The 12,552-nt window shown below is 45.4% G+C and carries 12 protein-coding genes; 7 read left to right on the top strand and 5 right to left on the bottom strand.

Annotated features, from left to right (window positions below):
- On the bottom strand, positions 1-1,749 hold a 1,749-nt coding region (locus tag NDA06_RS24730; protein WP_348251900.1), incomplete at its 3' end, for a YrzE family protein.
- Between the two features lie 269 nt (positions 1,750-2,018).
- Between NDA06_RS24730 and NDA06_RS24725 the strand changes: the two genes are divergently transcribed.
- Positions 2,019-2,645 carry a TenA family transcriptional regulator gene (locus tag NDA06_RS24725; protein WP_190985707.1) on the top strand — a complete coding sequence of 209 codons (627 nt, stop codon included), beginning with the start codon at positions 2,019-2,021 and terminating at the stop codon, positions 2,643-2,645.
- A 30-nt stretch (positions 2,646-2,675) separates the two neighbouring features.
- On the opposite strand, the gene NDA06_RS24720 is transcribed toward NDA06_RS24725, so the two are convergent.
- Positions 2,676-3,128 (bottom strand): hypothetical protein, encoded by a 453-nt coding sequence (locus NDA06_RS24720; RefSeq protein ID WP_190523878.1) that lies wholly within the window; start codon positions 3,126-3,128, stop codon positions 2,676-2,678.
- Between the two features lie 126 nt (positions 3,129-3,254).
- Here NDA06_RS24720 and NDA06_RS24715 point away from each other — a divergent pair, with 126 nt between their 5' ends.
- Complete coding sequence (locus NDA06_RS24715; protein ID WP_190985706.1) at positions 3,255-4,214, top strand: site-specific DNA-methyltransferase; 960 nt, start codon at positions 3,255-3,257, stop codon at positions 4,212-4,214.
- 21 nt (positions 4,215-4,235) lie between these two features.
- On the opposite strand, the gene NDA06_RS24710 is transcribed toward NDA06_RS24715, so the two are convergent.
- Positions 4,236-4,793, bottom strand: a complete 558-nt coding sequence (locus NDA06_RS24710) for a Uma2 family endonuclease (protein WP_190411504.1) — start codon at positions 4,791-4,793, stop codon at positions 4,236-4,238.
- 267 nt (positions 4,794-5,060) lie between these two features.
- Here NDA06_RS24710 and NDA06_RS24705 point away from each other — a divergent pair, with 267 nt between their 5' ends.
- Positions 5,061-5,480, top strand: a complete 420-nt coding sequence (locus NDA06_RS24705) for a peptidylprolyl isomerase (RefSeq protein ID WP_190411505.1) — start codon at positions 5,061-5,063, stop codon at positions 5,478-5,480.
- A gap of 52 nt (positions 5,481-5,532) precedes the next feature.
- On the opposite strand, the gene NDA06_RS24700 is transcribed toward NDA06_RS24705, so the two are convergent.
- Positions 5,533-5,931, bottom strand: coding sequence for a DUF4112 domain-containing protein (locus NDA06_RS24700; RefSeq protein WP_190411506.1), 399 nt, complete (start codon positions 5,929-5,931; stop codon positions 5,533-5,535).
- A gap of 141 nt (positions 5,932-6,072) precedes the next feature.
- Here NDA06_RS24700 and NDA06_RS24695 point away from each other — a divergent pair, with 141 nt between their 5' ends.
- Positions 6,073-6,555, top strand: a complete 483-nt coding sequence (locus NDA06_RS24695; RefSeq protein WP_190985717.1) for a pentapeptide repeat-containing protein — start codon at positions 6,073-6,075, stop codon at positions 6,553-6,555.
- A 116-nt stretch (positions 6,556-6,671) separates the two neighbouring features.
- On the opposite strand, the gene NDA06_RS24690 is transcribed toward NDA06_RS24695, so the two are convergent.
- The gene (locus tag NDA06_RS24690; protein WP_199324072.1) at positions 6,672-8,486 is read right to left on the bottom strand and encodes an ABC transporter ATP-binding protein; all 1,815 of its coding nucleotides are present in this window, start codon (positions 8,484-8,486) and stop codon (positions 6,672-6,674) included.
- Positions 8,487-8,967: 481 nt separating this feature from the next.
- On the opposite strand from NDA06_RS24690, the gene NDA06_RS24685 reads away from it, so the two are divergent.
- The 3 genes from NDA06_RS24685 to NDA06_RS24675 form a co-directional block, all read left to right on the top strand.
- Entirely contained in the window at positions 8,968-9,705 is a 738-nt protein-coding gene (locus NDA06_RS24685) for a DVUA0089 family protein (protein ID WP_190985705.1), read from the top strand.
- A 377-nt stretch (positions 9,706-10,082) separates the two neighbouring features.
- Positions 10,083-11,348: a DUF4331 domain-containing protein gene (locus tag NDA06_RS24680; protein WP_348251902.1), complete on the top strand. Its 1,266-nt coding sequence runs from the start codon at positions 10,083-10,085 to the stop codon at positions 11,346-11,348.
- A 282-nt stretch (positions 11,349-11,630) separates the two neighbouring features.
- A partial coding sequence (locus tag NDA06_RS24675; RefSeq protein WP_348251899.1) for a tetratricopeptide repeat protein occupies positions 11,631-12,552 on the top strand: 922 nt, incomplete at its 3' end.

Genomic DNA, 12,552 nt, shown 5'->3' with positions numbered 1-12,552 from the left:
ATCGGCTTCCTCTTGACTCAAGTCTTCCCGTTGAGAGAGGAGTTGCACTAAAGTATCGCGGTCAAATTGCGAGAGGCGATCGCGCAGCGCATCAATTCCAGCATCCGGATCTTCTAGAAGTGCTTTGAAATCGCGCTCAATGCCTTCTGGGTTTAGTTCTTCCTTCCCCGTCGAGTGCAGATAATGTTCGACGCGATCGCGGAGGTCTTGCGACTGTTCTTGAGATTCCGCACCCTGGACGGTTTCAAAAACTTCTTGCCGAATACTATCCATCTGCTCGGCAATATCCGCGACTTGCTCGGAGGTGAAAGCACCCCGCGATTCCAGCACCCTCACAAAATAGTCCCGATTCAGTTGCTCTAACTGCTGCCGAACTTTTCCAGGAGCTGCATCCGAATCGTAAATAACTTCTCTAAATTCCTGCTTAATCGTTTCTCGGTTCAAGTGCCAAGGTTTGGAATTTAGCAAGTAGTTTTCTACATCCGCCTTAATCGTGCTAAAAGATGGCGCAGGCACCTTATCGGCAACTTTTGTCCCAACCGTTTTAGCTTGTTCAGTTGCTTGCTCTTTCAAATGTTGCAACTGGCTGGAAATTTTTTCCACATCTAAATCGGAGAGATCCGTCCGCTTCATGACTTCTCCCAGTAACGCAGTTACACCCAACTGCATGGAGTGTTCCATCAAGCCATTGCCATGACTGCGCTCTGATTTGCCTTGTCCAACTCCAACTCCAACAAGTTGAGAAAGCTTGGCAGAAAGCTCATTAGATTTCAACTCCTCTGGAGCGGCTTGTTTCAGAAAGTTGAGTAATTCAACCTGCGGATCTGTTTCCGTTGGTTTTTCTGTTCCCTGTTGTTGACCTAATACCTTCTGCCAAACAACTTCCAATTGCTCCGCAATCCGATTAACATCCTGCTTAGAGAAATCACTGCGGCTACTCACTAAATCCACAAAAGTCTGGCGATTGACATTGCGTAAAACGTCATTCCCCGCAATAGATTTCACATCAACATCGCTAAGTAACTTTTCTAAGTCGCTGCGAACCTTATTGATGTCTAGCTTTGGCAGTTGCAAATCTGTAAAGTAATCCTTAATTGTTTCTCGCAAGCTATCCGGATCGAGAGACGAACTCAATTCCCGGCGAACGGCGGCGGCGGATGCTTCTGCAGTAGAAACAATCTGCCTATTTATCGCACTCCCACCAAGCGCAGTGCTGGCTGTAGCCATCACCCCTTGCATCCCTGAACCCGCAGTGTTCACGACCGAACCAACTAAGGAACCCACCGCCGTAGAACTCACCCAAAGGAGCAGCAAAAAGTAGGCTGACCAAATCACGACGCCAGTGATTGCACCCAAAATGACGCTGCTAATCAGAGTCAGCTTCACCGCCAGAAAACAAGCAATGAATATGGCAATATTGACCGTCAATAATGTCCAAATTCCTACCTTAGATTCAATGCTACGAACTTTTTCGCCCCAAGTCTCTGTATCATCATCATCCGCATCTAAGGGATTCTCTGCGGATGAAATCCCAGCAGCAATTGAGAAATTGGTTAACAAAAATTGGAAAGCAAACGCCATCAATACTCCGGCAATCAAGGCAACAAAAAACTGTGGGCTTGAAAAAACAAGTGTTGCCTCTTTTATGGGGGTATTCGCGGCTTGAATCCCACTCGGAGCCACTGGAATTTTGGCAAGACAAAATTGTGTGCTGGACAAATCCAGCATCATTTTTACACTTTGAAACATGGTATTTACGCCTTCAAAGTCGAAAGACTACCTCTATGAGAGGTTGCGTTCTAAGTACACTTTTGCTTATAGTTTTGTAACGTTGTATCGTTAACGCTCTATACTCAATGTGGATAAAAAACCGTGGAGAATAACTCTCTCTAAAGTCTGAAAATTAGCTCGGTCTAAAGTTAAGAAATTAAACAAAAAGGCGAGCGCTAAAACCCACTAAACTTAAGTATTAATACTCAAGATCTCAACCAACTGCTAATCCACAATCTAAAATAGAGATGACCTTAAGCTGTCAACAACTTCTTCAAAAACATACTCAAGTTGGGGACCAAGCAACGGTGCATCCTTTCCTAGTGCAGTGCAAATTAGGAACCATTCAGCCGCAGCAATTTAACACCTGGCTGGTACAAGATTATCTTTTTGTAGTAGATTTCACGCGGATGGTGGCACAAATTTTGGCAGTTGCACCACCTGCTCATTTTGATGTCATTCTGGGTGGATTAGTCGCACTGAAAGATGAACTAAACTGGTTTAAAGCAAAAGCCTCTGAGCGACAATTGAATCTCAATACCCAAAAACAACCAACTTGCACAAAATACTGTGATTATATGCACAGTCTTTCGGCAATGCCACACCCAGTTCAAGCGACTGCACTATGGGCAATTGAGCTTGCTTACAATCAAGGTTGGCAATTACCAGGAGTCATGCCAGATCCCTATGCCGAGTTTGCCGACCGCTGGGGAAATCCAGGTTTTACGGAATATGTAAAACTCTTGGAACAGCAAGCAGATGAAGTGCTGCAAACTGCATCAGAAACCGTTCAGCATCAAGTCGAAGAAGCCTTTTTAAAGGTGGCTGAATTAGAGCAGGATTTCTGGCAGATGGCTTTTAATGCAGCACCGTAGATGAAAAGGGTAAAAAGAAGCCTATAAAGGCTAATCCATGTAATCGTTTGTAATATCAAGATCGTCCGGATTATTTGAAGCAACTGGGCGGTTTCCAGCTATATGCATTGTCTCATCAATCTGAAGATTGCTAGAGCCAATTGGACGGTGCCCATCTACGTCAACAGTGCCCTGAACTTGAAAATCATTTGAAGTAATTGGGCGCTTTCCATCAATGTCCACGGTTTCACGAACCTGAATATCGCTTGGATCAATCGGTCGGTGTCCATCTACGTCAAGAGTGTCCTCAAACTGAAGATTACTAGAGGTAATCGGTCGGTGTCCATCTACGTCAAGAGTGTCTTCAATCTGAATATTATCTGGCGCGATTGGACGCTTCCCATCTATATCAATCGTGTGAGGAACCTGTTTTGGTTCGCTAGGTGAAGGAGAGGCAATATTTTTCTCCTGATTATTTCCCTTTTTTGGATTATCTCTGTTCATATTGTGACCTCTTACTTTACGCCTATGTTATTTATAACGTAATACAAGCTATAAAGAGCTTGTATTTGCTGAGAATTGATTTAATTATACAATTTGTTTTGAAAGTATTCGTGAAAAATGGCAGCGATGAATCTAAAGAAACCTTTGTACGCTACAAATTACGGCGCTGCCTATATTGGTGATTCGCTTGAATTGCTAGATTGCCTTGAATCTGACTCAATCGATCTAGTAATGACCTCTCCTCCATTTGCTTTGCTACGCGAAAAGAGTTATGGAAATGTTGAGCAAGAAGCCTATATCGATTGGCTATTTGCCTTCTGTCGAAAAGTGCATCGCGTATTATCACCGCAGGGAAGTTTTGTCATCGATCTGGGTGGTGCTTATCAAAGTAAACGTCCAGTGCGATCGCTCTACAATTACCGGATTTTAATTAAACTCTGCGATCAGCTAGATTTTCGCTTAGCTGAGGAGTTTTTTTGGCACAACCCTTCTAAGTTACCTTCGCCGATTGAATGGGTGAATAAACGTAAGATCCGCGCGAAGGATTCTGTCAATACTGTCTGGTGGCTATCAAAAACTGACTATCCTAAAGCGAATGTGAGTAACGTACTTGTTCCTTATTCGGAACGAATGAAAAAGCTACACGAGAATCCTGAAAAATACTATAAACCCAAAGCACGTCCTTCAGGTCACGATATTGGATCGGGTTTTGCTACTAATAACGGCGGTGCCATTCCCTCTAACTTGTTGCAAATTCCTAATAGTGAAAGCAATTCTCGATACATTCAACTTTGCAAAGCCGTTGGAATTGCTGCACATCCGGCGCGGTTTCCGCAAAAACTGCCGAGGTTTTTTATTAACTTCCTCACCGATCCAGGAGATACAGTCCTCGATATTTTTGCTGGATCGAATACGACTGGCGCGGCGGCTGAGGCTTTGCGACGGCGTTGGATTGCTTTTGAGCAAAATCCGTCTTATTTAGCTGCTTCTGCTTTCAGATTTTTAGAGGATAACCAAAGTATTGAGGCAGCTTCAGCGCTATTTAAAAAACTGGTGGCAAAGCCCGAAATAAGCAATATTTCTTAGTTTAGCGATCGCCACTTAAAATTAAAGTACTTCTGCTTCTTCAAAAACCTGTTTTGGTGTGATTTCCAATCCAGGAAATAATGAATCTATAATTGGTGCGCTATCAGTGTAGAGTTGACTTGTTTTATCTGGAGAAAAAACTCTAATACTTATGGCTTCAGGATCTACAATCCAAACTCGTAACACACCAGTATCAAAGTAGTCCTTAGCCTTGTCTTCAAATTCTTTTATAGTTTGGTCTGGGGAAATAATCTCAATTGCCAGTTCAGGAGCCACAGGACAGGCTTCGTTACGCTTCCAACTAGCGGGTAGCCGTTCATAAGAGATGTACGTTACATCAGGTACAGGTGCCCAATCCTGACCATTCCGTTTCAACAGCACCGCCCACTCTTGAACAACTCGTCCACGCCCTTTGCACCAGGCACGAATCAGAACCATCAAAGCAAACTGTACAGTTGAATGAAAGTATTTTGGAGACACTTTAGGCACTACCTGACCATCTATAAATTCATAGATTACATCCCCTTCTGGCAAAGCCAGAAAGTCTTGTAGTGTGAGCTTGGTTCCAGTGCCTACCATGACCCTAAGCTACCTAAGCAGGTGATAAATAAACTTATTATACAAAAGCTTTTGATGGCTAGGTGACACTCGCATAGAGCGTACCACTTGTGCTATATGCTTCGAGCTAGATGCGTCAGAACAGTAAATCTGTAGCAGCGTCAAAGGATTACAGTTTTAAAATTAGATAAAGTAAAGATAGAGTGTTTTTGTTCTAATATAGTTTGTTTGTGGCATATTCCTAGCCACATCAATCAATCATCCGAAGGGATTAGAAAAGGAGAAACTATGACTCGCGCGATTATGGAAACCGACAAAGGCACAATCAATTTGGAGCTGTTTGACAAAGATGCACCGAACACGGTGAAAAATTTTGTAGACTTATCTGAAAAAGGGTTTTACGACGGTCTTAATTTCCACCGAGTCATCCCTAACTTTATGATTCAGGGCGGCTGTCCGCAGGGAACGGGAACAGGTGGTCCAGGTTACAAAATCAACTGTGAAATTAACCCCAATAAGCATCAGGCAGGAAGTCTATCAATGGCTCATGCAGGGCGCAATACGGGTGGAAGTCAATTCTTTATCTGTCACGCTCCTCAACCTCATTTAGACGGACAACACACAGTTTTTGGTAAAACTGAAGACATGAATGTAGTCAATGCGATTCGTCAGGGAGACAAAATTCTTTCTGTCAAGATTGAACGATAGTCTAAATGGCTTTTTAGCCGGAAGGAAGCGCTTCCTTCCGGCTTCGTTACTATCAATTGATGCTCGTTACAGTCTGAAGAGGGGTAACTTCATTCAGTTCGGGTTCAGCCACCTGAAGATGTTGCTCTAAAAGCGCCAAGTTACGGATATTTGACTTGTAGTATGCATCGAACAAGTCTCCCACCAAAGGCACCGAGCCGACTGTGGCTTCTAAGGCAATATTAAATATCATCTTTTGTAGGATTTCACGCGGTAAGCCGAAGCGGGCGGCTAAATAGATGATGTAAGCCGAAAACCCGGTGCTGATGATATCTCCGGCACCTGGAATCAGACCAATAATTGGGTCTAAACCAATACGAAAGCCGATGCCTGGGATTCGGATTGCATTATCCATCAGGCGGCTAAGTCTGCGGATGTGGTTGAGATTTTCGAGACGTTCAAGTGTGTTCATATTTCTAATTTTTGCACGAGGAATCCGCTGCATCTTATACCGTGAGAAGGAAAATTTCTTTTCTGGAATCATCCTAAAGTTAGTGGAACTGTCTGCCTAAAGTCAGAGATGTTTAATTTTAAGATTCCTTTATCTGAAGCCATGCTGAACTCCCCAACGCAAGACCTTCTTTTTATTTGCACTCAATTTCTGGCACAAAATCCCCAAAAACGTTTGCAGAGTCTCAAAGACTTGGGGATAGCGCGTTATGCTGATTTTTTAACTAAAATGCCATTAACAGAAGCAAATGTAGCTTGCGTAATGCATTTTTTTAGAGATACAAGTCGCGTGAAGTTCCCGAATCTTAGGGGAGCGGATTTATCTAACTTGAAGTTAGATGGCGTTAACTTTATCCGGGGTGATTTATTGGGGGCAAATTTGAGGGGAAGCAGTTTATTAGAAGCCGACCTTTTATTTGCCAATTTCACTGGAGCAGATTTGAGAAATGCGGATTTGAGGGGTGCAACTCTTAATGAGACAATATGGTCAGGTGCGGTGGTAGAAGATTGCAATTTTGGAAAAGGAATTGGGTTAACGGAGCAGCAGCGCAGAAACCTAAAAAGTCTCGGTGCTAGGTTTAATTAGCACCGGCGGCTCATCCGAGTTTTGGATGTTTAGCAACCGCTGTAGAGCGTTGGGTTGAACGATAGTGAAACCCAGCAGACAGCTTAATTTAGTGCCATTTATTTTAAATCTAATTGCTAATTTTTGCCGTTTTTGATCCCTGTCTGCACTTTCCAAAGGCTGGCATAAATTCCTTGGTCTTCTAATAGTTGTTCGTGTCGTCCTTGCTCTACTAAGAAGCCTTGTTCCATCACATAGATACAATCAGCATTGCGGACGGTGGAGAGGCGATGAGCGATCGCTATCGTGGTGCGATTGACGGTAATTCGTTCTAGCGATCGCTGAATGGCTGCTTCTGTCTCATTGTCTACGGCGGAGGTGGCTTCATCCAGAATCAGAATCGGCGGATCTTTCAAAACGGCACGCGCGATCGCAATCCGCTGTCTTTGCCCACCTGACAACTTTTGCCCCCGCTCGCCCACAATCGTGTCGTAACCTTGGGGAAGTTGCATGATAAAGTCTTGAGCTTCGGCAATTTTAGCCGCTTCGATTACCTCAGCTTCAGTTGCATCAGGACTGCCGTAGGCGATATTTTCTTTCACCGTGCCGTGAAATAAGAAGACATCCTGACTGACTAAACCAATACAGGAACGCAAATCTCTTAATTTCAAATCGCGTAATTCAATCCCATCCAATGTCACCGTTCCCGACTGAATTTCGTACAACCTCAGCAACAGTTTCACTAAGGTACTCTTGCCCGAACCAGTAGAACCGACAATGGCGATTGTTTTACCTGCGGGAATGTGTAAAGAGAGATTTTGAATGACTGGATTTCGCCCATTGTAGGCAAAAGTGACATCTTTTAATTCCATTTCACCCCGCACTGAAGCGACGGGTAAGGAAATGTGTCCCGAATGAATCGCAATCGGTGTATCCAGCAGATTCATCACCCGATTTGTAGAAGCCATTGCCCGTTGATATTGATCGAGCGTTTCTCCCAATCTCGTCAAAGGCCAGAGCAACCGCTGGGTTAGAAATACCAATACACTGTAAGTGCCCACAGACAATCTACCAGCAGCGGCGTCCATCCCGCCGATTAACAGTGTTGCCGTGAATCCGACTAAAATAATGATGCGAATCAAAGGGACAAAAGCAGATGAGAGGGCGATCGCTCTCCGGTTACTTTGTCGATAAGCCTCACTTTCGACTGCCATCCTGTTCGCTTCATAGTCTTCCGTGACAAAGCTTTTAATCGTCGTCATTCCGCTCAAATTATTCGAGAGGCGACTGTTGAGCAGACTGACTTTTTCCCGAATCTCAGCATAGCGGGGGGCAAGGCGATGCTGAAAGACAATCGAACCCCACAGCACAAACGGCATTGGCAGCATCGCCATCCAAGCCACGCTGGGAGCCAGAATAAAGAAGGCACCGCCAATAATTACAACCGTTGTCGCTACTTGGAGGATTTCATTCGCGCCTCGATCCAAAAAGCGTTCCAGCTGATTGATATCGTCATTTAGGATAGACATCAAACCGCCAGTGCTGCGCTCTTCAAAATAAGCCAGTTCCAGTTCTTGGATATGGCTGTAGGCATCGAGGCGCAAGTCGTGTTCAATATTCTGGGCTAGATTGCGCCAAAGCAGGGCATAAGCGTACTCAAAGATAGATTCCAGTCCCCAGATGATGAAGCTGAGGAAGCTCAGGATGACGAGTTGCCAAAAAACATCTTTGACGCCAAATTGTGCAATTAGCGAGTCTTGTTGCTTCACCACTACATCCACTGCTGCACCGATCAAGGCGGGTGGGGCTAAGTCAAAGATTTTATTGAGAATTGAGCAAACTGTCGCCTGCCAAATTTGGGCACGATAGTTGCGTCCATAGTCAATCAGACGCTTGAGGGGATGCGCCTTTTGGCTGCTTTGGATTTGATTGCGGGATTTTTTACGGGACAAAATGAGAGTACGCGACGATAGTTACACCAGATTTTAACCACTGTAACAATTATCCATCTGACATCCCACGACTCTCTGATAGCAGGGGCGATCGCCCGATTGGTGTTATGCAACGCCGGGTGATGTGAGTGTTGCACTTGCGATCGCTTTCTCTTGAGTTAGGCAAATGTGTTCCCCATTTTTCACCAATCTTGCTACCCAATTATTTGTTTGTATCTATCACGAGATAGATTTTTAAAGCAAATTTACAGATGAGTCAAGTTACAGGCTCAACAGAAATATCCAAGGCGTTTTTCAGAACCAAGAACAAGAAATGCCTGCTGGATTTTGCTTTTCTTTGACTCGCGCTTCTAGTTTCATTCTCTATCTTGAGACATATATTGAGCTGTAAAACAATCCATAACCAATCCATCGCCGTATCTTTTTTAGTCAAGAAATCAAAAAGGGAATCCTTCCGATTCCACTGAGGTAGAAGCCGCCAATGAAAAAACTAGCGCAGATAACCGCCATATCGGTACTGGTTATAGGGTTATCATCAGCTCATGCCCAAGCTGCCACATTCACAGAGAAAAGTGATGCTGGGAAGACTCTAAATACAGCAAAAATTATCCCATCAGGGTCGCAAATACTAGAGTTTATTACTGGGACACTTTCTGATAATGATGCTGACTTATTCCAAATTTTTCTGACCGGAGGACAGACATTCTCGGCGACAACAATTAGCCTGGATACGCTGGTAGGACTCCCAGTTGATAATGTTTTAGGTACCCCGACCGAGCTGCTTGAAGACCCGCAGTTATTCTTGTTTGATGCGGCTGGTAAGGGCATTTATGGGAATGACGATATCCCTGGCTTAAATTCACAATCAGTTTTATCCTCTGGTGGTTTTTCTCCCACTCAATCTGGTATTTACTATTTAGCGATTGCTAGCTCTGGTTACGATCCTGTAAGTGCATCTGGGAAAATTTTCTCGGCTGGAGCGGATGGAACTCTAGAACCGATGGGTTCGGGTGGAAACCTTTCCTTGAGAGGCTTTACAGGTACGAGCGCTACCAGTGGAAGATACGCGATCGCACTAACCGGAGTTACAACTAGCGCTGAAAGTAGCACGGCAAGCATTCCCGAACCCTCTGGAACATTAGGCATTTTAGCTTTGGGTACTTTAGGCGCAGTTTCTCACGTGAAAAACAATAGAAAAAAACAAAAAATCACTAGCTGAGTTCCCAGCATTTTCTGGTCGGTTATTGAGGAAAGGTGCAATCGTGCCTTTGTTGGTGGGACGCCAATAAACCAACAGAGATTTGTTTTATCACTGTATTTTTGATAATTGCGATTTCCTCAATGCAGAGGTTAGGGAAAGAGCGAAAATCTAGTGGTAATAGAATTGCCAAAACAAGTTAAAGATTGATTTTTAACTTTCGGAAGAATCCATAACTAGCTCTGAGCCGTACTTCTTTTAAGCCTAGCGATTCAAAAGAAGATAAACATTCCCATTCCGCACCAATAAGTGACTGAATGGATACATCTTTAGGAAAAACTGAAATGAAGCAAAAAACTTGTGTTCCTGTGAAAGAAACTGCGGCTCCTCTCAACAAAATTGCAACTTCCCCTAAAAAACCTTTGCGTCGCTTTGGTTTAAGAAACCCAATCGGATTGGGCGTACTTGTTTTAGGATTAGCTTTGATCGCTGGGATGACACCTCTCTATCTCAAAGCTTCTGACCATGATGATGGTGAGGTAGATGCCAAGGGACGCAATCTTAATTTAACTGACCTGTTTGTATTCCGGGAAAAAGATCAGAACCCGAATGCGTCTCAAAACGATCTGGTCTTGATTATGAATACGAACCCGCGATCGCTAGCGCGTCAGCAGTATTACTTTAGTACCAGAGCCAAGTACGAGTTCAAAGTGTCGCGGGTGGGGAATAATGACGCCACTCCCACGGGTAAGGAAGACGTGGTTCTGCAATTCACCTTTAGCCCACCGGATGCGAATCGCCAACAAACCATTACGATGACCGCCATCCGGGACGGTGCAATTGTTCTCCAAACCAAGAACCTCCGCACCACCCCGCTGAATCCCAACCCCAGTGCGCCGCCAATCGTTAATCAGGTATCCGGCGGTGGCGCTAACTTAGCCGTATTTGCGGGACTCCGGGAAGATCCATTCTTCTTCGACGTTGAGCAATATTTCCGGGTTCGCGCTGCTTTTCTTGGCATCGGTCCCGCAGTTTCTGGGTTCCGTCCACCCGAACAGGCTGTTGATTTTACCAAAGGATACAACGTCAACGCGATCGCAGTCCGAGTACCGATTAAATTCTTACAAGGCTCGACCTCCGCAACCACTTTTGATGTCTGGGAAACAATTTCAGTGCCCGGAGCAAACGGCAAATTTACTCAGTTTGAGCGACTAGCTCGACCGGCGATCAACGAGGGTCTAGTCGTCACAAACGACTTCCTGAACGCCCTAAACACCGTCAGTCCTGGTTTTGAAGCTGCTGCTTTGGCGGGTCAACAACCGGCTGCGAATATCGCAGGGCCAATCGTCGGGGAAGCGAAAAAGACGCTGCTAGCTTTTGGGAATACCGAGCAACGAGCGAACGCCTTATTGGGTGCCTTTTTGCCAGACGTGATGCGAATCGACACTAGGGGACCCAGCGGATACGCCAACGCCCTGAATGCCAAAGGTAGCCCGATTCGGGGTCGCTTGATAAAAGATGATGTCATTGACATCACCTTAAGTGTCGTCACCGAGGGGAAGGTTACGAGTGATAACGTGTCCTACGACGGCGCACCGGGTAATCCAGCACAAGGACACAAGCCGTTACAACCCGCATTCCCCTATTTGGCTCTCCCCAACTAGGTCAGGAGTGATGAACTGCGTAAAGTATTGCGGATCGAAGACCTAACCCCCTAACCCCCTTCCCTAGTCTAGGGTGAACTTGCAAGTCCCGTTTTGATCCCCCCAACCCCCCTTAAAAAGGGGGGCAATCAAGTCAAAGTTCCCCTTTTTTCTAGCGTAGCGGCGCGATAGCGCGGGGATTTAGGGGGATCAATCAACGTTTTGCCAATTAAAGATGTGGGTACACGGTAGCTACTAAGGGACGGGTTGGGGGAGAGGTGAACCGAGCTAGAGACAAGAAGCATGAAACGTGCTGAGTATTATAAATCTGAAATCTTGAAAGGTGGGTTGAGTGGGCGTTTTGTCGGGAAACGTTGGTGGATACCGCTCTTAGTGGCGCTACCGATTGCCGGAGTTTTGGTAGGCTGGCGTTTGTGGAATCCCAGTGCTAAACTCGACGCTCCTTATCGCTATCCCTTTTCCCAGTCACCCTCAGACAATATCACCGCTGCTTTGGGACGGGAAATCGCTTTCTATCAGGAACGGATTCGGCGAAATCCAGGGGATGGGCTGGATCGAACCTCCTTAGCCAAAACCTATCTGAAGATGGCTCGGGCGACGGGGGATGCTAATTGGTATCTTATGGCGGAGCAGTCGGCAAAGCGATCGCTCGCTAATTTATCCTTTGATAATCAAGGTGCCATTTTGGTGCTGGCTCGGATTGCAGAAGCGAAACATGACTTCACCGAAGCGATTCGCTTGGCAAAACAGGTACTGCAAACCGAGTCTGGAAATGAAGATGCACTCTCGCTGCTGGTTACATCAAACTTGGCAATGGGCAAGGTGGATGAAGCCAACCGCGTCGCGAATGCTTTAGTAGACAAAATCCCCACGTTAGGCTCCTTGACACTTAGGGCTTTGGTAAAAGTTGCACAAGGTCAAGATGCAGCAGCTATTCAAGATTTCCAGCAAGCTCTAGCTGCTGAAGAACCGGGCGAGACAGGCAGTTCGGCTTGGACGCGGACGTTGCTGGGTCGGTTTTACTTCCAGCGGGGCAACCATCAACTTGCCAAAGAACTTTACCAGGAAGTTTTACGCATCCTGCCGCGATATCCCTTGGCATTAGTCAATCTGGCAGAATTAGAGACTCGACTCGGACAGTATCGAGCCGCGGAGCGTCATTACTCCCAGGTCTTTGTTTCCCCAACCTACCAGAATGTGTTCG

Origin of the sequence: Trichocoleus sp. ST-U1 (assembly GCF_039961835.1) — a bacterium.
Taxonomy (GTDB): Bacteria; Cyanobacteriota; Cyanobacteriia; order Cyanobacteriales; family FACHB-T130; genus FACHB-T130.
Note: the sequence above shows the minus strand (reverse complement) of the source record. Positions and strands in the feature narration are given on the sequence as shown.

Excerpts from the sequence above, each read along its gene's own strand:
- NDA06_RS24720 (WP_190523878.1), bottom strand. The coding sequence starts at position 3,128 with ATGAACAGAGATAATCCAAAAAAGGGAAATAATCAGGAGAAAAATATT.
- NDA06_RS24725 (WP_190985707.1), top strand. The coding sequence starts at position 2,019 with ATGACCTTAAGCTGTCAACAACTTCTTCAAAAACATACTCAAGTTGGG.
- NDA06_RS24685 (WP_190985705.1), top strand. The coding sequence starts at position 8,968 with ATGAAAAAACTAGCGCAGATAACCGCCATATCGGTACTGGTTATAGGG.
- NDA06_RS24715 (WP_190985706.1), top strand. The coding sequence starts at position 3,255 with ATGAATCTAAAGAAACCTTTGTACGCTACAAATTACGGCGCTGCCTAT.
- NDA06_RS24710 (WP_190411504.1), bottom strand. The coding sequence starts at position 4,793 with ATGGTAGGCACTGGAACCAAGCTCACACTACAAGACTTTCTGGCTTTG.
- NDA06_RS24695 (WP_190985717.1), top strand. The coding sequence starts at position 6,073 with ATGCTGAACTCCCCAACGCAAGACCTTCTTTTTATTTGCACTCAATTT.
- NDA06_RS24700 (WP_190411506.1), bottom strand. The coding sequence starts at position 5,931 with ATGAACACACTTGAACGTCTCGAAAATCTCAACCACATCCGCAGACTT.
- NDA06_RS24705 (WP_190411505.1), top strand. The coding sequence starts at position 5,061 with ATGACTCGCGCGATTATGGAAACCGACAAAGGCACAATCAATTTGGAG.